Raw genomic sequence first — 23,948 nt, 5'->3', positions numbered from 1 at the left:
TTTATAGTCAGTTCAATACTGGCTTACACAAAAAAAGCCCAACACTACTTTTTATCGTAGTATTGGGCTTTTTACATATCGCGGTTATCGATTAAAACGAGGTACGGCGATAGTTGCGGTATTCAGGCAACCAAAAGTTTGCCTTAATACGGCGGAGCAAGTTTTCTTCCGTATCATGTAGCGCAAGCTTGTCTTCAACGGCTTGCACAGCCACAGCATAAGCGATTTTTTCGCTGATTTCGCGAATCACATTGATCGGTGGCAAGATCGCACCAGGTGCTTTTTCATATTCCATAGAAATGTCTGCCAGCGCTTGGCTCGCCGCCATCAGCATATTGTCGCTAATGCCTGTGGCGCCCGCTGCTAACGCGCCAAGACCAATGCCAGGGAAGATGTAGCTGTTATTACACTGAGACACTTCATACGACTGACCATTACATGTCGTATTCGGGAATGGGCTACCTGTCGCAATGATGGCTTTGCCACGACTCCAATTCATAATCTCTTGCGGGGTTGCTTCTACGCGTGACGTTGGGTTTGATAGTGGCAATACGATTGGGTGCTCAGTATTCGCGCACAGTGCTTCGACGACTTCTTGGGTAAACAGACCTTTTTGGCCACTGACACCGAACAGTACCGTAACGCCGCCTTGCTTAACCACTTGTGCCAAGCCCAGTTTGTTGCTCTTGTCCCAATGCGCAATCGCTGATTCTTTTTGTACTAAAGGCACTTGGAACTTTTGTAGCTCTGTCATGCTATCAGTAAGTAGACCATAGCGATCCACCATGAACACTTGGCTACGCGCTTGCGCTTCTGTTAAACCTTCACGTTGCATTTGGCGCACGATATGCTCAGCAATACCACAACCTGCCGAACCTGCTCCTAAAAAGGCAATTTTTTGCTCGCTTAATTTTTGACCTTTATTTTGGCAAGCGGCAATCAATGTACCGACCGATACCGCCGCCGTACCTTGAATGTCATCATTAAAGCAGCACAGCTGGTCGCGGTATTTTTCTAATAGCGGTGTGGCGTTGGCCTGCGCAAAGTCTTCAAACTGTAGCAAAGCATCTGGCCAGCGGCGTTTGATGGCTTGAATGAACAAGTCTACAAATTCGTCATACTCTTCACCAGAGATACGCGGGTTGCGCCAGCCCATATACATAGGATCATCAATCAGCTGCTGGTTGTTGGTGCCGACATCAAGCAAGATAGGTAAGCAATACGCTGGGCTGATACCACCACAAGCAGTATACAAAGACAACTTACCAATCGGAATACCCATGCCGCCGATACCTTGGTCGCCCAAGCCTAGAATACGCTCGCCATCCGTCACAACGATGACCTTAACGTTTTGTTTGGTGGCGTTGTGTAAGATGTCATCGATTTGATGACGCTCAGGATAAGAGATGAACAACCCACGTTTGCGACGATAAATTTGTGAGAATTTTTCACATGCCTGCCCCACGGTTGGGGTATAGATGAGCGGCATGATTTCTTCGATGTGCTGTTCAACCAAATGGTAAAACAAGGTTTCGTTGGTGTCTTGGATATTACGCAAGTAGATATGCTTGTCCATATCATTCGTAAATGAGCGCAGCTGATGATAAGCGCGCAAAGATTGCTCTTCGATCGTCTCAATGTTATGGGGTAATAGACCCGTCAGATTAAAGCTATTACGCTCTTCTGCGGTAAAGGCACTTCCTTTATTAAGTAAAGGCGTCTCTAAAAGAGCAGGGCCAGCAACAGGGATATATAAGGGACGCTTATGTGACATAATAAAATCTTCTTATTAAGGGCGTGAGGTTAGAAACTCTTGTGCTGGTGCATTATACATAGCATCGGCTCAAACTTAACAATAGGTAACAAAATTATTTCACCGCATTATGGCTCATAATGTGATAAGAAAACAGACCTTATGCTAAAGATGCTCTTGTTTGGATATCTTATTACACTGATTTTTGGAATTTTAGCGAACTTTAGTATACTAAAATATATTAATACGCTATATTTTGTCTTGACTGTTCAGCTTATTTTGATGAACAGGTATTTTACACTCATTCAAAAGACTCATTGTGTATCGATACATACTGCTTTATGCCCAAATAGTAAGCAAAATTTCTCTTTTTCTAGTATTTTTTTGTTTTCTTTGCAAGAAAAAAACTCATGCCTGCCATACTATTTTTCCTTTGTTCTGTTGACTCTTGATAGTTAGTATCATATTTCACTTATAGAATATATCTTTACTATTTCAGAATTTTAATTTGCGGACGAAGGAACGGTCTGCATCTTCTGTATTTTTTATTTGGTTGGCACCAATCTATATTTTGATAAAGTGGACAATGGAGTGTCTATACTTGCCTTTTTAGTGCCAGACGCTCTGCCCTCTTTGAACATCTATAGGTTGCATTGATAGTTATTGGAGGGAGTCATGAAAAGTATTTGGCAGTGGTATACCGGTATGTCGTTTATGGTAAAAATGACAGGTGGTTTTTTAATTGGTATTTTACTTGGTGTTGTCTTAGGTGATTACAGCAGCTTCTTAGCACCACTTGGCAGTTTGTTCTTAAACTTATTAAAAATGATTGTTATCCCCTTGGTCGTCTTTTCTTTGATGGTCGCTGTCAATCACTCAAACCCCAAAGAGCTTGGGCGCATTGGCTTAAAAATCTTCCCCTTTTACCTGTTATCAACAGGTGTCGCTGTCGTTATCGGTATCTTGTTGGCAAAAATCACCAATCCTGGTGCGGGGTTTTCTCTGCCAACCGAGGTGGTCATGGACACGCCTGCCCGCCCTTCTTTTATTGACACACTGCTCGGTATGGTGCCCAGCAATATTTTTAGTGCCTTTGCCAATGGCGATATCTTAGCCGTTGTCTTTGTATCGGTAGTCTTTGGTTTGGCCATTTTGTTCATGCGACATTCAACCGATAAAAAACAACAAGAGATGGGTGAGTTTTTATTCAAGCTTTTAGAGGCAGGGAACGAGGTGGTCTCTAAAGTTTTGAGCGGTATTCTGGTGTATGCGCCTATCGGTGTGCTTGGGATTACAGCCAATACCTTTGGTACTCAAGGTTTTGATACCGCCATCGCCTTGGGTAAATTTATCGGGACGTCTTATCTTGGCGTACTGGTATTGGTCGGCGTCGCCTTTCCTATCATGATGAAACTTTTCGGCATTAAAGTCATTCAGTTTTATAAAGACATCAAAGAAGCAGCCTTCACATCCTTTGTGACCAGCAGCAGCATCGGAACGCTACCTGTCACTATCAAATGCGCAGAAAAAGCGGGAATCGGTGAGCGCGTTGCCAAACTGACTCTGCCTATCGGCGCCACTATCAATATGAATGGTACGGCCATACGTTTTGGTGTTGCGGTTATTTTTGCGGCAGAGATTATGGGTATGACCTTGTCCACGCCAGAGCTTGCGACTATCGTCATCATTGGTACTATGGCTGCTGTGGGTACGGCTGGCGTACCTGGCGCAGGCTTGATTGGTATGTCCATCGTATTTACGCAAGCTGGCTTGCCCATTGAGATTGTGGCACTGACAGCAGGTATTAATATTTTGGTCGATATGATTTTTACCTTTGGTAATGTTGTGGGTGATTTGGTCGGTGCCAAGATTGTTGATCAAAGCGAAAAACACAAAGATGCGCCAGTCGATGCCGAGGAGTCTTTGGTGCTCAATGAGGCTTAGCCATACTCCGACAAATCTATGCTTCATAAAAAAACCAGCCCGAATATAAGGCTGGTTTTTTTTCAATACTTTTAATATCAGCTATAACGTAGCGAGCGAAAACGCGTAAGCATAAATATCATGAGGATCAATGCAATGGCTGCGACCGCCGCGCCAACAAAGCCCACGCTCGATAGCGCAATATGAGTCACCGCATAGCCGCCGAGTAGCGCGCCTGTGCCAATGCCCAGATTAATAATGCCTGAGAACATCGACATCACCACATCTTGTGCGCTCACATCAATCATGATGACCTTGGCTTGAATACACAGCATCAACAGCATCAGCGCTGTGCCCCAAATGAGTGTCACTGCGGATAATCCCCACGTTGACGATATCACAGGTAATAGTAGCAGCATCGACACCAGCATCAGCACGATAGAACCAAGCATCAGGCGCGTACTACCACGCTCACCAAAGCGGCTAAATATTACACTACCGATGATGCCCGCACCGCCAAACAGCAATAGGACAAAGGTTGCAAAGTTTTCACTAATATTGCCAATCTCGCGCATAAAGGGTTCGATATACGAATACGCAGCGTAATGCGCGGTGAACACCACAAAGCAAAACAGATACAGGCAAACGAGTAATGGATTTTTAAGCAGCTCAGGGACTTTTTTCACTGACCCATCAAACATACTTGGCATGGTCGGGAGTAGCTTAAACTGTAAAATAAATACCAAAAACGCAATGCCGCCAATACTGCCAAAGGTTGCTCGCCAGCCAAACCATTGCCCAATCAGTCGCCCTAATGGCACGCCCAAAACCATCGCCAATGAGGTTCCTGTGGCAAGGACACTGAGTGCCAAAGCCTTTTTGCCATCAGGAGCGACGCGCAGCGCAATCGCTGCCGTAATCGACCAAAATATCGCATGCGACAGCGCGATGCCCACGCGGCTAATCAGCAATATCTGAAAGTTCCACGCAAATACCGATAAAATGTGGCTGGCAATAAATACCACAAACAAGCCCAGCAGCAAACGTTTGCGCTCAAGCTTGCCCGTCATCAGCATCAGCGGTAATGACATCGCCGCCACAATCCACGCATAAAGTGTCAGCATCCATCCCGTCTGCGCCGTCGTAATCGAAAAATCGCGTGCAATGTCACTGAGCAGCGCCACAGGGACAAACTCTGTGGTATTGACCACAAAGGCGCTGATGCCCATCAGAAATACACGGATATACTGTACATTGCGGGTATCGTTACCCGTCTTAATATCATGTGTCATAAAGCCCAACAAAAAAAGTGCCCACAGGCACGGTGGTGTAAGCCTGATCATTATTATCAAAACTCACAAATTAGACAGCGCAGTAATAAAAAAATAAGCACTGTAAATATCAGTGCTTATTCATACCTATCCATTCAGACGATGTATTACCTATCGGTGCGCAAGCATCGCCCTGCTTACACATGATCCGACACGCTTGAGATATGCCCGCTTATCAATACATAAGCTGCATCCTTGTATGCATACGCTGTCCCCTATTTATTGACGCTCAGTTTGCAATACAAAGCGGCAGTTGTCCATCATAATGCGATGATAGCTTGCCACAATCGTTACTTTTCTTAATCTTTTATAAATGTTCGCAAACTCTAGCTGCTCTATGATAGAACTCATAAGGCAGAATCGATAATCGTACCTGCACACCCACCCGTCACCCTAACACCATAATGCTTAAGGACAACCCATGAAAAAATTACTCGCCACCTCAATCATCGCTGTATCTAGCATGCTCACCATCAACGCCTGTACCAATGTCGGTGCAGCAACCGATACCACAGCCTCTGCCACCCCTATGCCTGCTCATAAAGATGGCATGGGCATGGGTATGCGTGGCGATATGGCAAAGCTGAATCTTACCGATGCACAAAAAGCGCAAATCAAAGCCATCTATCAGCAAAATCGTGGCGACAAAGATGAGCGCGGTACACGTATGAATGAGTGGCAACAAAAACGCGAACAGGTACAAGCGCTCGTGAATAGCAAAACCTTAAATACCGCTCAGCTGAATCAATTGGCAGATGCAGAAGCCGCACAAGCCAAAGCACGTTTTGTTAAGTACGTACAGACCGAACACGCCATCGCTCAAGTATTGACTAAAGAGCAACGCGATAAGCTTGCCGAGATGCGTAAAGAGCGCCCTGAAAAAGGCATGCATGATATGCGCCATCCTGGTAAAAAAGATGGCAACATGAAGCCGCCCATACCTAATAGCGATTACTAATCTTAGTATCAATAAGATTAAAGCAAGGTCATAAGGGCGTGTTGCAAGTTTTTTTAAAATTATTTGCATAAGAGGGTTGACAGTAAAATCAAACCGCGTATAATACGCCCTCATCAGCTGACAACAGAAACAAAGATTGGCTGGTACATCAAGCGGGATTAGCTCAGTGGTAGAGCACAACCTTGCCAAGGTTGGGGTCGAGAGTTCGAATCTCTTATCCCGCTCCAAACATTTAAAAAGCCTCACTTAATAGTGAGGCTTTTTTTTGTCCATTTTTCGGGGTTTGTCGCGGTTTTGAGAGTAAGTTATTACCGCTGGTAGGTGGTAAATATGAATGAAGATTCTGAAGGTTTTTTTAGTCAGCGAACATTTAATATATTTTTCTTTGGAGTATTTGTTTTTATCATGGCTATGATGCTTAAAGAGAAATTAGAAACACCAGATAATTATTTAGAAGATGTTAAAAAAAGTGAGATTGTTGCTAGAGAACAGCTTGCACCACCTTTAAAGAAAGTATTTGTAGACGCATTGATATCTGAAGGTCAAGCAAATAGAGGTAGTAATAGATTAAGCTATGGAATGACATTTAAAAATAATAATGGTATAACCGACGATGATATAAATAAAATTGGGGAGAATAGTTGGATACAATATAGAAAAGAATCTCAAAAGGAGAGATTATACTTTTTCTGCAAAGACAAATATGGGTTGGAAGTCACAGAAGATGGAAAGTATATCTCTGCCATAATAGATTACGACAAAGCCTCACCATGCTGGAATTTTGAAGAAACTCTAAAGAATGATTTATATCACTTGGTTGAGTAATCATTAAATAAAGGCTTATTTATTCTAATAAAACCGATATTTTTATTCAAACTAGAAGCTACGATATGCTATGTATTGTAGCTTTTTTATGTTTCCTATACGAACAATCAAATAAATGCAGGCGGCACCACTACCCTATACGTCGGCAACGACGTAAACATTAAAGGCGGGGTAATTAATACAGGTCGCGCCCAAGGAGTTATTGGTGGCGACGTCAACATAGAGTCATTACAAGATACGGCCACCTACGATAGCAAACAAAAGAACATGGGCTTTAGTGCTGATATTGACCTATACAAAGGCAAAAGCTCTAGCCTATCGGTCAATGGCGGCAAGACGAACCTTCATGCCGACTATCAAGCAGTCGGTGAACAGTCAGGCATCTTTACAGGTGATGGGGGCTTCGATATTGCCGCGAACGGTAAGACGACTTTGATTGGCGGCGCAATCACCACCACCAAAGCTGCTCGTGATGCTGGGCTTAACAACTATGAAAGTCTTGGTGGTATAGAGACGCAAGACATTAATAACACAACCAGCTATGACGGTGATGCCATCCAAGTCGGTGTTAGTCTTGGTAATACTACAGGTAAGCCACAAGCCAATATGAATGGTTTAGGTTATGGCACAGATAGCGACAGTGACAGCAGTGTGACGCGCGCTGGTATTACAGGTATTGCAGGCAGTCAAGACATCACGACAGACAACCGCGCAGAGTATGCAGGCATCCTTGAGAACAGCTTTGATGCTGGCCGAGTGAATGAGGAGCTTGGGGCGCAGACGCAGATAACGCAGGAGTTTGGGAAAGAAGCACCGAAGGCAGTTGGGGATTATGCAAGTAAAAAAGAAGAAACGCTTATACTTAATGGTGACGTAGAGGAAGCTAGGAAATGGGCAGAAGGTGGCGCTTATCGTGTTGCTTTGCATACACTAGTTGGTGCTATTGCAACTGGTAGCGTTGATGGTGCCTTAGCTAGTGGAACGACGGCAGTCTCTATTCCTGCGGTCAGAAGATATCTAGATAATCAAGGCGTTGATGAAACGGCCCGTGATGTACTCTTATTAGGTTTGTCAGCGGCAGCTGGTGCAGTCATTGGTGGAGATACTGCTGGTACCGCAACCAGCTATAGTCAAACAGATAACAATTATCTTAGACATAATGATATTCTAGCTCTTGGAGAGCAGATAAATAAGGCACTTGCAAATGGTAATGACAAAGAAGTTGCAAGGCTATTTATGAAGCCATTATAGACTCATGGGCTTTAAATGATATTTTATAAAACAAAAATATGGTCATTTTTTACTTAATATTACATTATATCTCCAACTTTCAATCTCAAATAGCACGCCTTAATCTTAGAAGTATTCGCTAGATATTTTTCCTTGTAGTTTACCTTGTCTAATTTTTTACCTCCCACCTTAATAAATTTATTTTAATTGACAAAATTCAAAAGCTTTAACCCACTTAATACAATTCCTATACTTACCATTATTTATTCCGATAAAATTCGATGGTAGATCAGTTTAATATCAACTATAAATTAGTAAAATTTTAAGAAATGTAGTCATTGATATCAGTCATATAAATTTTTTAGTAGAAAAAACTTAATAATTAAAGCGTATTTTTTGCTGCCACAGTATACCTTAAGGATTTAATGACGCATATTGGAATATAATTAAAACGCTCGGATTACTTTTGACAACAACCGTTTAATGTATTTGATTAATAACGTTTTTCAGTGTTAACAGATGACATAACACATATAAAGCATTTATCATATGATTTATTTACATTAATAACATTATTATTAATGAATTATCAAAATCTATTGAAACTTAACAAAAATATCTTAGTCGGTATATGCATTAATGTTAGGATTCGTTTGAAGTAATAATGAGCTTTCTACGTTCAATATTATACTCAATGATCTGTTTTAATTTTATCAAGGATACTAAAATGAAGACTATAATCTCTAACCATGCACTTAAAAACAAACTATGGATCGCGTTACTGGTCGGCGCTGTAGGACTTAGCGCTTGCAGTAACGAAGTGGAAGAGACGCCAGATAGTACGGTGGACACGACTGAAGCTACGGCTGTTGGTACAGAACCGGCTAATACTGAAGTAGAGAAAGATATTACTATGAGTGAAACAACTACAACGACGAATATAGATACGACAGGTACAGACAGCCCTATGGATCCAGCTGGGACAGCCACTACTGATGAAATGACTGATGGCTCAGTAATCGGTGACTCAACAATGGTAGACGAAGATAATACGAGTTTCAATCAAGATCCCGTAGAAAGCACTCAGTAGAATGTAAATGCTATATATAGCCAGTTCAAAATAAAATTGTTATGGCTCAGGAAAATTTCATAAAACAATTTGGATAAGTCGTTTTTTAACCAGCCTTGGTATAGAAACTTTATTTGTGCCCATTTCTTCTTTCACTTGAGCGCGGATCTCTTCTTGCTTTCGGGCGGAACAGTATTTTATTCTATCCTCGCTCATATCCATGACAATTGCGCATTTTACTTTAAGACTTAGAGTAGGGTTTATTTGCCCTAGCCCTAGAGTCGGTTCACTTCTTATATTGTTAGTTGTAGCTATCTATGGTGTACCAATAGGCGTGTGACTGTGGATGACTATCCTACACCAGATACCAAAAACACCTCACGACTTATCATTAAGTCATGAGGTGTTTTTAATGAATTGCAATATACTTTTTTACGACTCCGACTTCGGCTTTAACGCCTCAGTAATGTCAGCCAGTAGCGGCGGAACATCGTATTTATCTGTCATGACCTCCAGCATCACGAGCTTATCTGTCGCTTTCGCCGCTTGTTCAAAGGCAGATTTTAGCTCGCCTGCGGTGCTCGCCTTAAGCACCAGTACCGTTTCATCAGTACCGCCAAAGGCTTGCGGCATCATTGCCCACTGACACGCTGGAATGTCATTATAGGGCTGATTTTCGCCATGAATCGCACGCTCAACCGTATAGCCGTCATTGTTGACCAGTACGATGACAGGGTTGATACGCTGGTTAATGATGGTCGCCAGCTCTTGTATGGTCAGTAGCGCCGAGCCATCGCCAATCAATACCACGCTGCGCTTGTGCGGGGATGCGATTGCCGCGCCGAGACTGGCAGGCAAGGTATAACCGATAGACCCCCACATAGGCTGACCGTAGCAGGTGACGCCTTCAGGCAAGCGCACGTCACTGATGCCAAAGTACGCCGTCCCCTGATCGGCAAAGACCAAGTTGTTATCCGCCAACTGATCGGCGACGATGTGCCATAAGTCGTCTTGTCTAATGGCTTCATCATCCGCGCCTTGTTGCTGGTGCGGCTGCACTGGCTCACAAAACGGCTTTGGCGTGATGGCGATGCCTGAGGTCATAACGTCGTGCAAAGCTTGTAAGGCGTCTTTTAGCGCAATCGGTGCAAAGGTTTTGCCGCTTACCGAGGCGCGCTCGTAATGCAAATCGACCACCACATCATCATCAATATCTTGGGTAAAGCCTGCCGTAGTGGTATCGGTATAATTAACCCCAATTTTAATCAAGCATTCACAGTTTTCGACCGCGTCTTTGACCACAGGACGTGACGCCACACCCGCATACGTGCCCGCCCAGCGCTCGCTGTGCTCATCGAGTAAGGTTTTGCCCCATGACAGCGTGGTATACGGAATATTTGTGTCCGCAATCAAGGCTTTTAGCTCGTTTTGTAGTCCCAAACGATGTACCATTAAATCCGCCATCAGTGTGGTGGTTTTGTTGGGTAAAAACTCCATCAGCGCTTGCCTAAAGTCTTTGAGTGCCGCCTGACTGGTGATGTCTTCTTCACTGTCTATCAGCTTGGTGGTCGGTGGATAAATGGGCTGGCGCGCCACATCAGGCGACAGCATCAGATAGCCTGGGCGGTGCTTTTTAAGCACCATACGAATCACGCGGTCAATCTCTGATGCCGCATTTTCAGGCGTGATTTGTGCGCGTGCGACGGTGACAGGCTCGACCATCTTAATAAAATGGTTAAACACCCCATCGCCAAGCGTATGGTGAATACGTCGTTTGGCGTTTTGCTGCGCTATAGATGGTGCGCCCACCACATGCAGTACGGGCGCGTATTCGGCGAATGACCCTGCCGTGGCATTGATGGCGGACAGCTCCCCCACCCCGAAGGTCGTGATCATCGCGGCAAACCCACGCTCACGCGCATAGCCATCGGCAGCGTAGCCTGCGTTTAGCTCATTGGCATTGCCCACCCAGCGCAAATCTTTGGAGGCAATAACATTGTCCAAAAATGGTAGGTTAAAATCCCCAGGCACGCCAAAGATATCGGTCGCCCCCGCTTCGTGAATACGTTCAAACAAATAATCTGCAATCGTATATTGCTGTGTCATTTTGTCGTTCCTTGTCTATTATTGTGAATCATGATGCTCTGAGGCATCTGTTTATTTATGATTTATGGCCATATTTTTGGAATACATATCATAAAAATAAGTTATAACATAAGTCGGCAGATGCTTTGTACCTTATTTTGATAATTTTTGCGTTTTTAACGAAAAGGTTTGCATGAATATGAACAAAAAAAGCCAAGACACATCAATAACCTGAGTTATGGATATGTCTTGGCTTTGACTAGATATCGAAACGAGAGCGCTATTTTAAATCAAGGGCGCGTTTTAGCACGTAGCGTACTTAGCTGCTGCTGACCATCGTATCAGGTGATAAGATTGCCGCTAGTTGTTCGTCACTAAGCAGCTTTTCTTGTTTGACCAGCTCTGCCACGCCTGAGCCACTTAGCAAGGCATTACCTGCAATACGACTGGCATTGTCATAGCCAATATGTGGCACAAGCGCGGTCACGATACCGATGCTGTTTTGGACATGCTGCTCACAGCGCGCTTCATTAGCGGTGATACCTTTAATGCACAACTCATCGAGCATACGGATTGATTTTTCTAGCAGACGCGCATTGTTTAATAGGTTATAAACAATCAGCGGCTCCATCGCGTTGAGCTGGAGCTGTGCGGCCTCTGCTGCCATAGTAATGGTGGTATCCGTACCCATCACTTGATACGCGGTTTGACTCATGGCTTCAGGAATCACAGGATTGACTTTACCCGGCATAATAGATGAGCCAGGCTGCATCGCAGGCAAGTTAATCTCACCCAAGCCTGTACGTGGTCCACTAGAGAGCAAACGCAAGTCATTGCTTATTTTCGACAGCTTGATAGACAGACGTTTGAGCGCACCAGAGAAAGTCACGAACGCGCCCATGTCCGCGCTGGCGGCGATCAAATCATCAGCCAATGTCACGGGCAAACCACTGATGGCCGCCAGCTCTTCAATCGCCAAGCTGGCATAGCCTTTTGGTGCGTTGATGCCTGTGCCAATCGCCGTGCCGCCTAAATTTAATTCGCACAGTTGCAAGCACGCCTGTTCGATACTCGCTGTTTCGCTGCCCAAATCATTGGCAAATGCATGAAACTCTTGACCGAGCGTCATTGGTACCGCATCTTGTAATTGGGTACGACCCATTTTTAAGATACCGCTAAATTCTTCACCTTTTGCCGCTAGGCTGTGTTGCAGATTATTAATGGCTGTCTTTAACGGCGCTGCCGCAAACACAATCGCTAGACGCGCCGCGCTTGGATACACATCATTGGTCGATTGCGAACGGTTCACATCGTTATTGGGATGCAAATGGCTGTATTGACCGTACTCAAAGCCCATCTTTTTTAGACCAATATTGGCAATAACTTCATTGGCATTCATATTGGTCGACGTGCCCGCCCCACCTTGGATAAGGTCAACGATAAACTGCTCATGATGCTCGCCATTGATCAAATCAGCGCACGCTTCGGTGATGGCGCTGAGCTTGTCGTCAGTCAGTAAGCCATGCTGATAGTTGGCTTTGGCAGCGGCGGTTTTTACCATCGCAAGCGCTTTAATCAAGTCAGGAAACGCGCTGATTGGTGTGCCTGTGATGTCAAAGTTTTGATAGGCGCGCTGGGTCTGGATACCATACAGTGCCGCCGCGGGCACAGCTTGTTCGCCAAGCAAATCTTTTTCGATACGCGTTTGGGTGTTGTCGTGGCTTAAGGTGTCAGTGTTTTTCATAGTTCTCGGTCTTTTAAGATAGGTCGGTGGCATCAGTCTTGGTAGGACTGAAAAACAAAGCCATCGTAACCGAGAAGCAAGCAACAGAAAAACGCAAATATTCATCGCTCAGAGACAAAAATATTTGTGCTTAAAAATATTTTATTATAGATATGGTTGTGCTATTAGGATGATATATTTTTGGGTAATGCCAATGCAAAAAAACTACAGCCCCAGCACTTGCTTTAACGCTGTAATTTGCGGCTTTTGACGATCGGCATAGCGATACGCCAACACGACTTCGCGCATTAAACTGTTATCGCCTAGATGATGTACTTGCACAGGCGCGGCACTACGAATCCACAGCCCTGCATAGGGTATCAACGCCACGCCAAGCCCCGACTCGACCATCCTAACGATGGCATCTAAGTCGTTGATTTCCATGATGGTATTGACTTTAATGTCTTGCTGCTTAAAAAACTTGCTAAGCTTTGCCCCTGCTGAGGACTGTAAGCTATAATGAATAAATGGGTGCTGTTCAAGCGTTTGTTTGACGCTATGAAATGCCCATTTTTTGGGACTTATCAGCACATACGGTTCGGTCATAATCGACTGAGTGACAATATCTTTGGGTAAGGCAAAAGACGGCTGTATGGTAATCGCCGCATCTATCTCACCGACTTCGAGCGTGTCAAACAGCTCGACCGCGCGTCCAGGAACAATTTCTGTCTGCATCAGGGGCGCAAGGAGCGTAATCGCCTTAAGCGCTTCGGGCAAGATGCCCACTTGCACGGAGTTAATCGCGCCAATCCTCAGCTGACCGTAATAACTGGCAATATCGGTATCCGACGGCAGCTGCATAGTGGCATACAGCGCTAGGATTTCTTTTGCAATCGGCAAAATACGCGTGCCTTGCGGGTTTAGCGTAATGGCTCTGGCAGAGCGCGTAAACAGCGACACACCCAGATTGTCTTCTAGCGTTTTAATCTGCGCGCTGACCGCCGATTGCGTCAGGTTGATGTGCCGAGCAGCGGCGGCAAAGCTGTCTAATTCGCAAACCGCGACAAAGGTTTTTAGCTCTCTGATCATTTATGTCACCATTATTATTACGATACGTTTTTAGGGCGTGTCTTCATTTTAAAAATGGTGATAAAAATGAGATAAATTAAAGGCAAACAAGGAAAATAGCACAGACAATATCAAGATATTGACCAGCTATTTGACACCGTTTGCCGAAGATTTAGCCATTTTTAGCCCATTTAGTCGTAGACGTTTGAATTGAAGAAACGCCCTAATACCAAAAAAAAGCCAGACCGCTGATGCTATCTGGCTTTTTATTACCGTTTATATTTTAAATTTAAGTTCTATACAGAACTTTCACTACATGCCAGCCAAATTTGGTTTTGACCAAATGCGGAGTGAACAGCTCGCCTGTAAAGCACACCTTATCAAACGCGGGTACCATCTGCCCTTTGGTGAACTCGCCCAAGTTGCCGCCATTTTTCCCCGATGGGCAAGTTGAATGCTTTTTAGCGAGCACATCAAAATGCGCGCCGTTGTTAAGCTGAGCAATCAAACTTTCAGCCAATTCTTTATTTTTTACCAAAATATGCAGTGCGCTTGCGGTACGAGCCATAGCCAAACCCTTTTTAAAGTATCAGTTTTAAAGTATCAATGATTGGCGCATTATAGCATTACTTTGATGGCCTGCTTTCATTGTTGACTTTGCTGACTTTGCTGAATGATGCGCAGTGTATTGGCGTCATAGTCGCCTGCGAAGAATTGCTGCAAAAGCGCGGCAAAAATACTGTCCTTGCCCGCCGCGAGCGCAAACAAGGTCAATGAAGAATGCAGCTTTAGATTGTCAGGTGTGCCAAAAATGTCCAAAGCGCTTTTATTCGGGTGCAATTGCAACAGCTCAGCGCATTCTATCAATCGTGCGCCAAGCACTTTATGCTGCAAATAAGCTGCTGCCTGCGCCACACTTGCCAGCGCAAAGCGCTGCGCCATCATGCTGTGACCCAGCCCTGCTATCTGCGGGAAAATAAACCACATCCAGTGTGTGCGCTTACGACCTTGGGTCAGCTCGGCAAGTACTGACGGATAGATATCATTTTGCGCGTGGATAAAGTCGTCAAATAGGTCGTCATTATTCGTGTTCATAGGCGTTGGCAACGGTTTGAGAAATGGATGATATTTTCTATTATCCCCTTAAATGCTAACGTGCATGTATAAATATTGAATACGAATGTTTTACGCCCTTCCCCAACGCCAGCCCTTAAACTTGGCAAAAAAGCCTTTGAGCTTGCTTGAGAAGTCAAAGGTTTCAGATTCAGGGACGTCTTCGACATGATGACGGGCAGCGAGTATCGGCTGTTGTACCAGTGCTTCGTGGTGCTGGTAAGCGCGGTCGAGGCTGATACCCATAATGGTGAGATTGGTCGGGCGCGGCAAACAGCGATAGATTTGCCCTTTGTTAATCAAATCAATAATCATGTGCGCGTCTTTAAATTCAGTCAGCATCAGCATCATTAAATCAGGTTGTAGGTTTTTTAGCGCATACACCACAGGCGCAATATTGTCGCCATTGAGCGTCACATCAGCGATGGCCACACCAAACTTTTGCTTTTGTAGCAGTGTTGATGCGTCATCTAAATTACTCGCCCAGCTCACTTGATAAGCGCTGTCAAAGTGCTGTTTGATTTGTAAATACACGTCCTCGTCATCATCGAGTACCAGCACATGACGATGGCGGCGTGAAGGCGTACTCTCTACCGTAGGCGCAGCGACATCACGCGTCTGCTGGGCGATTTCGGTGGCTTTATCGACGACGCGCTTTAGCTCGTCATTTTGCCACGGCTTGGTAATGTAGCGGTAAATTTCGCCTTCATTGACCGAGTCGATGACCGCATTTAAGTCGGCATAGCCTGTCAGTAGGATGCGGATGGTATTGGGCGAGGCTTCTTTGACTTCACGCAGCACCTCTGTGCCTTGCTTGTCAGGCATACGCTGGTCGCTGATGACCACTTGCACGTCATTTTGACTGACGTATTCGATCAGCTGCTCAGGGTCGGTGGTGGTAAACACATCATGTGACTGGCGAAAGTGCATCTTTAGACTGCGTAAGATGCGCTGCTCGTCATCTATAAAAGCAATTTTGGGTTTTGGCATACTCATGGTTTGGGCTCTCAATCAATAAAATCAGCACGGTATCGGTAGGTACAGCGGCTCATAAATGCTTCGTTAAGCAAACAACACTTTTTGCGGTCTTTCGGCTTTGGCGGTTGGCGTATACGCCTCAATGGGTAAACGAATGGTAAAGGTCGTGCCGCGTCCAATCACTGAATGTACGCCGATTTCGCCGCCGTGTTGTTCAATGATTTGCGCACAAATCGCCAGTCCAAGCCCCGTGCCCTCGCCTGCCTTTTTGGTGGTAAAAAACGGCTCAAAAATACGCGCCAGCACCGCATCCTCAATACCGCTGCCGTTATCGGTGACGCTAATTAAGACCGTATCGCCTGCATCATTATCAAGGCACGTGACCACTTTTAGCTCGCCTTTGGTGTCTTGACGCATCGCTTGCGCGGCATTGTTAAACAGGTTGAGCAGCACTTGGTTAATTTGCGAAGGGTTACACTGTACCGCTGGCAGCTCAGCAAGGTCGGTCGTGACATTTAGCGTTTTTAGATTATTACGCGCCATGGTCAGGGAGCTTGCAATACAGTCGTTAATATCGACGTTTTTAATCTTAGATTCATCAATACGCGAGAAGTCACGTAGACTGACGACCAGCTCGGCAATTTGGTCAACGCCATACAAACTGTCGCCAATCAGATGCGCCAAGTCGTCACTGACTTCATCTTCTTTAATCTCATCACAGCAGCGTAACGTCTCAGCAATCCGTTTATTTTTGTCATCTTGGCTGGTGCTTGGGTCGTTTAGCGCGACCAGCAGCGCTTCGGTGTGCGTCATCAGCTCATCAAAACGGGTTAAATTATCACCAATCAATTCCATATTACTGCGCACGTAGCCGAGCGGTGTGTTGACCTCATGTGCCACACCCGCGACCATCTGACCGAGCGTTGCCATTTTCTCTGAGCGCACCAGCTGCACTTGCGAGGCTTTTAGCTCATGCAAAGCGTGCTCTAAATCTTTGGTACGGTTGGCGACCTGCTGCTCAAGATGGACGTTAATCTCGGCTAGCGCGCCTTCGTTTTCGACCACGCGGTCAATCAGGCGGTTGGTCTTGTCACTGATTAATTGGATTTCACTGACACTTGAATTTGGCAATTTGTGTTCGCCAAGTTTTTGATATTGCTTTTGTTCAATCAGTTTGCCCATGCGCGATACCGAGCTTGCCATGTTTTTTAGTGGCTCGGTAAAGTAGCGGCGAAACGCCCACGCAGTCAGCAGCAAGATGGGTAAGAAACCCAACAGCATCGCGCGTACCAACTGGTCAGACAAGGTATTTGCCACACCCATCAAATCGCTGTCAGGCTTGACCACGACCATCTTCCAATAGGTAAACGGCATCTTAAATACAAATGCCGTCGCAGGCTCGTTTAAAATAAAATCATTGCTAATCTTGACCGTATCGACCAAATGACTGTCAACGAGGTTAAAAGCTTGGTCAACGTTTAAGAGCAGTAGCGCGGACAATAGGTTAGATTCGTTTTCGCTGATGCGGTTCATGTTGGTGGTTGATAAGATACTGCGCGCGGCAAGGTTGTAGCGTCCTTCGTCCTTTTGCTTGGCGTTATTAATCAGCTGATTGTTGACCGTCTCCAAACTGTTAGCAATCGGCGCAAAGCTGGCTTGCTTTTCGGCAAGTTGGCTGGCGGTCATCATCTCGCCTTGCGGGTTGTTCTCAGTCACTGTGGTCACGGTGGATTTGTCAGGGAAAGTCAAAAAATGGTTGTCCAAATCAACCAAGAACACATAGCCGCCCACTTTTTCTTGCCACTTTTGCATGGCGGTATCTAGGTTATCGAGCAGTAAGTTAAACGACACCACGCCATCAAAGGCTTGGTTTTGGCTGTTGTATAGCGCTTTGGCACAGGTCATCATGGGATTGTTACTGACAGGGTCAATATAGGCGCGGCTCCAGACGCAGTGGTCGTGGCGTGCATACATCGCAGGGATATACCACCAGTCACGGTAGTAGGCATTGGGCGTCACAGTGCTGCTGTTATAGCGCTCGGTGGGCTGCATATTGCCATTGGCATCACGCGACCAAACAAAGGACTGGCGCTCAACGCCGTCTTGATACATGTTGGGGTCGAACCACACGCCGCCACCGACGATGCGCTGATCAGTCTGCTGCATCAGATTGCCGACCGTGTCTTGATAGCTCTCAGGCGTTTTTGGCAAACCGCCCACCACAGCACTGGTCGCTTTCGCCATACCGTCCACATGGTTGATACCGACCATAATGCTGTTAATGACTTCGTTACCTGTCTCGACGACCGTCTCCGATGTCATTTCAGAGATGCGCGGCTTGGCTTGAGTGTCAATGACCCAATACACCATCACTACCATCAAAGAAAACGCCAATACCAAAATCACCAGCATTCTTGTGGTAATACTGCCAAACTTGCCCACTCGACCCATACCTATTGCCTTTATCCGTGGCACCATTGTCATTCGCGTTATGTACTGGCTAACAAGAAAACTATTTTTACTGTAAAAGAAAAGAGGTGTTTGCTAGAAATATCGATAATGAGCCGCTGCCGTTAATATTGCGCTCAAGGATAGGGGTTAAATATGACAAAATGATGATAATCGTTAAAATTAGCGCAATGGCTAAAATAATGTCCAAAAAAAGCGCCACAACGTCCGCTGCGGTGCTTTTCTTTTGCAAAAATTAAATGAATGTAAAACCAACCTCAGTCTGACTAGCTGACTTTGTCCCACAGTTTGCTCAATCGCTTGGGCGATACAGGCTGGCGCGTTTTCATCGGCTGGGCAAACAGCTGAATGCGGTATTCTTCTACCAGCCAGCGATAGGCGCTGATGGCATCGCTGTCCGCACGTCCCGCCAAGCGCTCCATGTGTACATCGAGCGCATATACGCCATCAAGATCGGCATCGAGATTGTGCTCAAGGCGCTCTAGGCGAATCTCCAGCGCCTCAAGGTAGCGTGGATACTGCTGCCAATGGCTGTAATCCATCCGATACACAAAATCCGCCAGATGCAAATCTTCTAACTGGTCTTCCATATCGTCAATCGACTCGCCAAAGACTTCTCTATCGAGCATCAATAGACCTTGGCGCACACGCTGCCAGCGGGTGTAGACGTCTTTGAGCGTCTTAATGACCTTTTGCCCTGTCAACAAAAACTGCTGCAATACCACATCGGCAGTCTGTTTGTATTCCGCCTGCGTCAATGGCAGCATCTCTGCCAGCTCAACCGCGACTTCAGGCGCATTTTCAGGCAAATGCTGATGATGGTCGAAGAGCACATAATGCTCTTCAAGTGTGGCATCCAGCGTTGCATCAATGACAATGGTCTTAAGCGCGTCAAGGTCACCGAGCGGCGCAAAGGCCAGCTTAAATATCTTGTCAATTTGGCTGGTCAGCTGTTTTTTCTTCGCGCCCAAGCTGCCTTTTATCAAGGTCAGCACGCCGATACGATGCGCCTGCAACGCAGCGGTGACGTCGGTATACTCATGAATCGAGACCGCCTCGCCCGCCTCATCCGCGACCAGTGCCGAAAACTGCTTCATCACCACGCCCGCGCTGTGATGGTTTTTGCTAAAGCCAAAATGCTCAGGAAAGCTGGTGTGCGCGCCCTGCTGCGTGGTCAGTGCTTGACTGGTTTCGCTGGCATGACGCAGCTGCAAAGTGGCAAGGTCACGCCCTTTTTCAATCACACGGTTTTTATCATCAACCACACAGATTTGCGGCTGTAGATACTTATCAACGCTTGCAGGATTAAACATCTCAGGCGTGACGGTCGTAATACCGCGGCGCGCTAAAGCCTGACACAGCTGCTTGAGTAGCCCTTGTGAATGTTCAGGCGCCAGCTCATCAAACAAGGCATCCGCCGTATCAGGAATCGGGACGATTTGGCGGCGCACATCTTTAGGCAGCGATTTTAAGAGCTGGAGCACCAGCTCAAAACGCCAACCGGGCACACCCCACATCAGCTCCAGCGCATCCAGCTGCGGCAAAGCAGCTAAAGGCACGCGAATACTCACACCATCATCTTCGCTCGCAGGGTCAAACACATAGCGCAGCGGTAGTTTTAAATCGCCCAATTGCCACTGCTCAGGAAAATCGCCTGTGGTCGGTGCTTGACTGGTTAACACATCATCATCTGAGAAGAACAAATAACGGCTGTCGCTTTTTTCTACCTCAGCGCGCCAGTCCTCAAAGGCTTTACGGCTGGCGATATGCTCAGGAATCTTGCGGTCATAAAACTGATACAGCGCCTCTTCATCGACCAGCAAATCACGACGACGCAGCTTGTCTTCGATGCGCTCAACATGAGCAATCTTGTCCATATTGTGCTGCAAAAATGGCGCTTGACGACCAAAATTACCCGTCACCAAACCATCACGGATAAAGATTTCGCGTGCCTCGGTCATATTGACCTGCTCATAGTTAGCAAGCTGCTTACCGATAATAATCAAGCCAAACAAGCTAATCTGCGCGTAAGCTTTAACACGCCCTGTTTTTTTCGACCAATGCGGCTCAAAGTAATGGTATTTTAGCAAGTTGCCCGCCGCTGAGATAATCCACTCAGGCTCAATCTTGGCAACCGTACGCATAAAGACCTGCGAGGTCTCTACCATCTCAAATGCCATGACCCACGGCGGCGTTTGTTTAAATACCGTACTTGCGGGGAAAATCTTGGTCTTTTGCTGGCGCGCGGCAAGGTATTCACCACGGTTTTCCGTCTTATGCGCGATGATGGACAGCAATCCTGTCAATAAAGCACGGTGCAAGTTGGCATATTTGACTGCCTTTTGCTGCGTATCATCGCCAATCGGCGTGCTGTTATTATTTTGCGTTTGCTCATCGATGAGGTTTAAATCCCCAACCATTTGCTCAAGCTGGCGCTGGGTCTTGTGCCATTCACGGATACGCGGAAAGCTTAAGTAATGCTTTTTGGCAAACTGCTTGCGCTGGTTGCTGGACAGTTTTTGTCCTTCGCTGTCGGTCTCAAACAGCGCTTGCCACAGACTGATATAAAATAAAAAGTCCGAATCGTCTTGGCGGAACAGCGCATGCTTTTGATCTGCTTGCGTGCGCTTATTGGCAGGGCGTTCACGCGGGTCTTGTACCGCGAGCGCCGCCACCACAATCAGCATCTCTTTGATACAGTCAAACTCACTGCCCGCCACCAGCATACGCGCCAAACGCGGGTCAATCGGCATACGCGCCATTTGTTGCCCAACGCGAGTCAACTGTAGACCATTGGCCGTGTGCTTTTTACCGCGTGGTTTGCCTTTGGGCTGCGTAGCTTTTGCGGCATTGTTTGCACTGTTAATCGCACCCAGCTCATCCAAGAGCTTGCGCCCATCAGTCACCAAACGGCTGTCAGGCGGCTCGATAAAATCAAAGTCCTCGACACTGCCCAGACGTAGGCTCGCCATCTGCAAAATCACCGATGCCAAGTTGGTACGCAGAATCTCAGGCTCAGTAAATTCAGGACGGCTGGTAAAATCTTCTTCACTGTACAAGCGAATACATACGCCAGGCGCGACACGACCACAGCGCCCTTTACGCTGGTTTGCCGCCGCTTGCGAAATGGCTTCAATAGGTAAGCGCTGCACACGCGAGCGATAAGAATAACGCGAAATACGCGCAAAGCCCAAGTCCACCACATAGCGGATACCAGGTACGGTCAAGGCAGTCTCAGCGACGTTGGTCGCGATGACGATACGCCGCCCGCGTCCAGACGGCTGGAAGATACGCTGCTGCTCAGCGTAGGTTTGGCGCGCAAATAAAGGCAATACCTCGGTATGGCGCGGACCATGCCGCTCAAGCACTTCTTGTAACTCACGAATCTCCGCCTCTGTCGCCGCAAAGATTAGAATGTCCGCTTGGTCAGGGTGTCCTTTGCTTTTGGCGTCATCAAAGCACTCCTCGACCGCCGCCACGACAGCACGCGGCAGATTATCTTCAAAGTCATCATAGCTGTCATCATTCGAGCTGGTCACAGGCTCATCGGTCAGCGGACGATAACGCACTTCAACAGGATAGCTGCGCCCTTCGACATTAAAAATCGGCGCAGGCACGCGGCGTTTGCTCGCCTTGTCATAATGACTAAAATATTCACTAAAGCGCTGGGTGTCTAGAGTTGCCGAGGTAATAATCACCTTTAAGTCAGGGCGCTTAGGCAATAGGTTTTTTAGATAACCCATAATAAAGTCAATGTTTAAGCTGCGCTCGTGCGCCTCATCAATGATGATGGTGTCGTATTTGCTTAAAAACTTATCGTGACCGAGTTCGGCAAGCAAAATGCCATCGGTCATCAATTTGACCAGCGATTGCGCCGAGCCTTGCTCATTAAAGCGAATCTTAAAGCTGATGGTCTGACCTAGCGGCTCGCCCAATTCTTCGGCAACACGGTTGGCAACACTGCGCGCGGCAAGACGGCGTGGCTGGGTATGACCGATTTGCCCTGTGACGCCGCGCCCTGCGAGCATGGCAAGCTTAGGCAGCTGGGTGGTTTTACCCGAGCCTGTCTCCCCCGCCACAATAATCACTTGATGCTCACGAATCGCGTTGATTAGGTCTTCAGCGCGCTGACTGACAGGCAAATCCATATTGAGGCGCGCTGCCAAATCATCAGGCACGCTATCAACACGCGCTTGTACCGCCTCTTGTGAGCGGGTTTTTATCTTTTCCAGCTGTGCGGTTTTTTTGTCCAGCTCGCTTTGTTTGCGCTCGTCCACTTTGCCGTTAGACAGACGGCGAATGTCTTGCTCAAGGCGATATAGATAATGGCGGTCTTTGGCGAGTACTGGCAGATCAGTATTCGTATCAGTCGGTGCTTGGGTCATTGATTACTCACTGTCTGTCGTTGTCTGTTGTTACTTAAAAAATGAGTCAAAATGGGTTTGGTGTTAAAAACTACTATCTTGCTTAGGCTATTTATTTCATTCAATGTTAAAATTATGGGGCTTGTGCAGCTATCATTCAAGCGCACACTAATTAGTAAAGGCAGCGCTAACAGATAACCGCTTTGTGTTTTTTCTTAGTCAGTACCATAAAAAACGACCAGTCCCAATTGATAAACAACTCTATATAGAATCATTATCAATAGATACTGGTCGCTCTTGGTAATGCTGTTCACCACGGCTTAAAGCTTAGCTATCAAGCTGTGATTTTGTCCAAACGATTAAGACGCGCCAAGCTCTAGTAGGCTTGCATTACCACCGATAGCGGTAGTGTTGATGGTCTTAACGCGCTCGGTCACAAAGCGGTGGATATAGTCAGGTGTCAACATTTCAGACAAACCTGCCATATCTGTAACGCCGATGGTCTGAGTCAAGATGCCACCAGTCTTGGCAAGCTCTTGACTCACGCTTTGTACTTCGCTTGGGCTGCCAGAAACGGCAACCTGTGCCAAACGGTCAATGTGCAACAACGTGATGGTTTGAGAGTCGTTTGCGACACTCAAGACATCTTCGTTGATGCCCGCATCGTACAAGGCACGCGCTGCTTCTTCACACATTTCTTCTTGGCTTGGGCAATGCAAAATCACCTCATTACCTGTCAGTAGCGCTGCGACCAGCTGACCGATGACTGCCATTGCTTTGGTAGACTCACCGCCCATGACCATGGTTTTACCACGGGCAGTCAGGTACAAGTCGTTCGACTCCCCTGTTGCGCCGATAAGATGCGTGACTTCGTCCAGCTCAGCGGTGTGGCTCAGCAGATGCTCAAACAATCGACGTGCTTTATTGGCATTACCAGTAATCAAAGCCAGCTTTGGAATCGCCGCTTCGATATAACGGGCGCGCTCAGCTGCACTTAGTAAACGCCACGCTTCACAAACTTGCGCATGATTTTTCTTAAATTCTTTAGCCATGTCGTTA

The 23,948-nt window shown here is 46.5% G+C and carries 17 protein-coding genes, 1 tRNA gene and 1 pseudogene; 7 read left to right on the top strand and 12 right to left on the bottom strand.

Annotated elements, in window-relative coordinates; genetic code table 11:
- Positions 1–91 precede the first annotated feature (91 nt).
- Complete coding sequence (locus tag JIE71_RS00240; RefSeq protein WP_199506719.1) at positions 92–1,774, bottom strand: NAD-dependent malic enzyme; 1,683 nt, start codon at positions 1,772–1,774, stop codon at positions 92–94.
- Between the two features lie 654 nt (positions 1,775–2,428).
- Between JIE71_RS00240 and JIE71_RS00235 the strand changes: the two genes are divergently transcribed.
- Complete coding sequence (locus JIE71_RS00235; RefSeq protein ID WP_199506718.1) at positions 2,429–3,697, top strand: dicarboxylate/amino acid:cation symporter; 1,269 nt, start codon at positions 2,429–2,431, stop codon at positions 3,695–3,697.
- A gap of 77 nt (positions 3,698–3,774) precedes the next feature.
- Here JIE71_RS00235 and JIE71_RS00230 read toward each other — a convergent pair whose 3' ends face one another.
- Complete coding sequence (locus JIE71_RS00230) at positions 3,775–4,968, bottom strand: sugar transporter (RefSeq protein WP_199506717.1); 1,194 nt, start codon at positions 4,966–4,968, stop codon at positions 3,775–3,777.
- 258 nt (positions 4,969–5,226) lie between these two features.
- Positions 5,227–5,358, bottom strand: coding sequence for a hypothetical protein (locus JIE71_RS12475; RefSeq protein WP_266095937.1), 132 nt, complete (start codon positions 5,356–5,358; stop codon positions 5,227–5,229).
- A 70-nt stretch (positions 5,359–5,428) separates the two neighbouring features.
- On the opposite strand from JIE71_RS12475, the gene JIE71_RS00225 reads away from it, so the two are divergent.
- The 6 genes and pseudogenes from JIE71_RS00225 to JIE71_RS00205 all read left to right on the top strand — a co-directional run bounded on the left by JIE71_RS00225 (position 5,429) and on the right by JIE71_RS00205 (position 9,110).
- Complete coding sequence (locus JIE71_RS00225; RefSeq protein WP_199506716.1) at positions 5,429–5,965, top strand: Spy/CpxP family protein refolding chaperone; 537 nt, start codon at positions 5,429–5,431, stop codon at positions 5,963–5,965.
- Between the two features lie 152 nt (positions 5,966–6,117).
- Positions 6,118–6,192, top strand: a tRNA-Gly gene (locus JIE71_RS00220).
- Between the two features lie 103 nt (positions 6,193–6,295).
- Positions 6,296–6,790, top strand: coding sequence for a hypothetical protein (locus JIE71_RS00215; RefSeq protein WP_199506715.1), 495 nt, complete (start codon positions 6,296–6,298; stop codon positions 6,788–6,790).
- Between the two features lie 102 nt (positions 6,791–6,892).
- A pseudogene (locus JIE71_RS12535) lies at positions 6,893–7,045 on the top strand (hemagglutinin repeat-containing protein); the annotation flags it as partial.
- A 12-nt stretch (positions 7,046–7,057) separates the two neighbouring features.
- The gene (locus JIE71_RS00210; protein WP_228284473.1) at positions 7,058–8,041 is read left to right on the top strand and encodes a hypothetical protein; all 984 of its coding nucleotides are present in this window, start codon (positions 7,058–7,060) and stop codon (positions 8,039–8,041) included.
- 706 nt (positions 8,042–8,747) lie between these two features.
- A complete protein-coding gene (locus JIE71_RS00205) occupies positions 8,748–9,110 on the top strand; it encodes a hypothetical protein (protein WP_199506714.1) in 363 nt (120 codons plus the stop codon).
- Between the two features lie 411 nt (positions 9,111–9,521).
- Here the strand turns inward: JIE71_RS00205 and JIE71_RS00200 are convergent, their stop codons facing one another.
- The 9 genes from JIE71_RS00200 to JIE71_RS00160 all read right to left on the bottom strand — a co-directional run bounded on the left by JIE71_RS00200 (position 9,522) and on the right by JIE71_RS00160 (position 23,941).
- Positions 9,522–11,195: an alpha-keto acid decarboxylase family protein gene (locus tag JIE71_RS00200; protein ID WP_199506713.1), complete on the bottom strand. Its 1,674-nt coding sequence runs from the start codon at positions 11,193–11,195 to the stop codon at positions 9,522–9,524.
- A gap of 298 nt (positions 11,196–11,493) precedes the next feature.
- Positions 11,494–12,918 (bottom strand): aspartate ammonia-lyase, encoded by a 1,425-nt coding sequence (locus JIE71_RS00195; protein WP_199506712.1) that lies wholly within the window; start codon positions 12,916–12,918, stop codon positions 11,494–11,496.
- Positions 12,919–13,122: 204 nt separating this feature from the next.
- Positions 13,123–13,986, bottom strand: a complete 864-nt coding sequence (locus JIE71_RS00190; RefSeq protein WP_199506711.1) for a LysR substrate-binding domain-containing protein — start codon at positions 13,984–13,986, stop codon at positions 13,123–13,125.
- 268 nt (positions 13,987–14,254) lie between these two features.
- On the bottom strand, positions 14,255–14,533 hold the full coding sequence (gene ppiC / locus JIE71_RS00185) for a peptidylprolyl isomerase PpiC (RefSeq protein WP_199506710.1): 279 nt from the start codon (positions 14,531–14,533) through the stop codon (positions 14,255–14,257).
- Positions 14,534–14,610: 77 nt separating this feature from the next.
- Positions 14,611–15,060 (bottom strand): DUF1810 domain-containing protein, encoded by a 450-nt coding sequence (locus JIE71_RS00180; protein ID WP_199506709.1) that lies wholly within the window; start codon positions 15,058–15,060, stop codon positions 14,611–14,613.
- 90 nt (positions 15,061–15,150) lie between these two features.
- Positions 15,151–16,068: a response regulator gene (locus tag JIE71_RS00175; protein WP_199506785.1), complete on the bottom strand. Its 918-nt coding sequence runs from the start codon at positions 16,066–16,068 to the stop codon at positions 15,151–15,153.
- Positions 16,069–16,140: 72 nt separating this feature from the next.
- The gene (locus JIE71_RS00170; RefSeq protein ID WP_199506708.1) at positions 16,141–18,507 is read right to left on the bottom strand and encodes an ATP-binding protein; all 2,367 of its coding nucleotides are present in this window, start codon (positions 18,505–18,507) and stop codon (positions 16,141–16,143) included.
- Between the two features lie 284 nt (positions 18,508–18,791).
- Positions 18,792–22,910, bottom strand: a complete 4,119-nt coding sequence (gene hrpA, locus JIE71_RS00165) for an ATP-dependent RNA helicase HrpA (RefSeq protein WP_199506707.1) — start codon at positions 22,908–22,910, stop codon at positions 18,792–18,794.
- Between the two features lie 338 nt (positions 22,911–23,248).
- A complete protein-coding gene (locus JIE71_RS00160) occupies positions 23,249–23,941 on the bottom strand; it encodes a 1-pyrroline-5-carboxylate dehydrogenase (RefSeq protein WP_199506706.1) in 693 nt (230 codons plus the stop codon).
- Between the last annotated feature and the right edge of the window lie 7 nt (positions 23,942–23,948).

The sequence above is a fragment of the Psychrobacter sp. bablab_jr014 genome (genome assembly GCF_016464015.1).
Lineage (GTDB): Bacteria > Pseudomonadota > Gammaproteobacteria > Pseudomonadales > Moraxellaceae > Psychrobacter.
Note: the sequence above shows the minus strand (reverse complement) of the source record. Positions and strands in the feature narration are given on the sequence as shown.

Excerpts from the sequence above, each read along its gene's own strand:
- JIE71_RS00240 (WP_199506719.1), bottom strand. The coding sequence starts at position 1,774 with ATGTCACATAAGCGTCCCTTATATATCCCTGTTGCTGGCCCTGCTCTT.
- JIE71_RS00235 (WP_199506718.1), top strand. The coding sequence starts at position 2,429 with ATGAAAAGTATTTGGCAGTGGTATACCGGTATGTCGTTTATGGTAAAA.
- JIE71_RS00230 (WP_199506717.1), bottom strand. The coding sequence starts at position 4,968 with ATGACACATGATATTAAGACGGGTAACGATACCCGCAATGTACAGTAT.
- JIE71_RS12475 (WP_266095937.1), bottom strand. The coding sequence starts at position 5,358 with ATGAGTTCTATCATAGAGCAGCTAGAGTTTGCGAACATTTATAAAAGA.
- JIE71_RS00225 (WP_199506716.1), top strand. The coding sequence starts at position 5,429 with ATGAAAAAATTACTCGCCACCTCAATCATCGCTGTATCTAGCATGCTC.
- JIE71_RS00215 (WP_199506715.1), top strand. The coding sequence starts at position 6,296 with ATGAATGAAGATTCTGAAGGTTTTTTTAGTCAGCGAACATTTAATATA.
- JIE71_RS00210 (WP_228284473.1), top strand. The coding sequence starts at position 7,058 with ATGGGCTTTAGTGCTGATATTGACCTATACAAAGGCAAAAGCTCTAGC.
- JIE71_RS00205 (WP_199506714.1), top strand. The coding sequence starts at position 8,748 with ATGAAGACTATAATCTCTAACCATGCACTTAAAAACAAACTATGGATC.
- JIE71_RS00200 (WP_199506713.1), bottom strand. The coding sequence starts at position 11,195 with ATGACACAGCAATATACGATTGCAGATTATTTGTTTGAACGTATTCAC.
- JIE71_RS00195 (WP_199506712.1), bottom strand. The coding sequence starts at position 12,918 with ATGAAAAACACTGACACCTTAAGCCACGACAACACCCAAACGCGTATC.
- JIE71_RS00190 (WP_199506711.1), bottom strand. The coding sequence starts at position 13,986 with ATGATCAGAGAGCTAAAAACCTTTGTCGCGGTTTGCGAATTAGACAGC.
- ppiC (WP_199506710.1), bottom strand. The coding sequence starts at position 14,533 with ATGGCTCGTACCGCAAGCGCACTGCATATTTTGGTAAAAAATAAAGAA.
- JIE71_RS00180 (WP_199506709.1), bottom strand. The coding sequence starts at position 15,060 with ATGAACACGAATAATGACGACCTATTTGACGACTTTATCCACGCGCAA.
- JIE71_RS00175 (WP_199506785.1), bottom strand. The coding sequence starts at position 16,068 with ATGCCAAAACCCAAAATTGCTTTTATAGATGACGAGCAGCGCATCTTA.
- JIE71_RS00170 (WP_199506708.1), bottom strand. The coding sequence starts at position 18,507 with ATGGGTCGAGTGGGCAAGTTTGGCAGTATTACCACAAGAATGCTGGTG.
- hrpA (WP_199506707.1), bottom strand. The coding sequence starts at position 22,910 with ATGACCCAAGCACCGACTGATACGAATACTGATCTGCCAGTACTCGCC.
- JIE71_RS00160 (WP_199506706.1), bottom strand. The coding sequence starts at position 23,941 with ATGGCTAAAGAATTTAAGAAAAATCATGCGCAAGTTTGTGAAGCGTGG.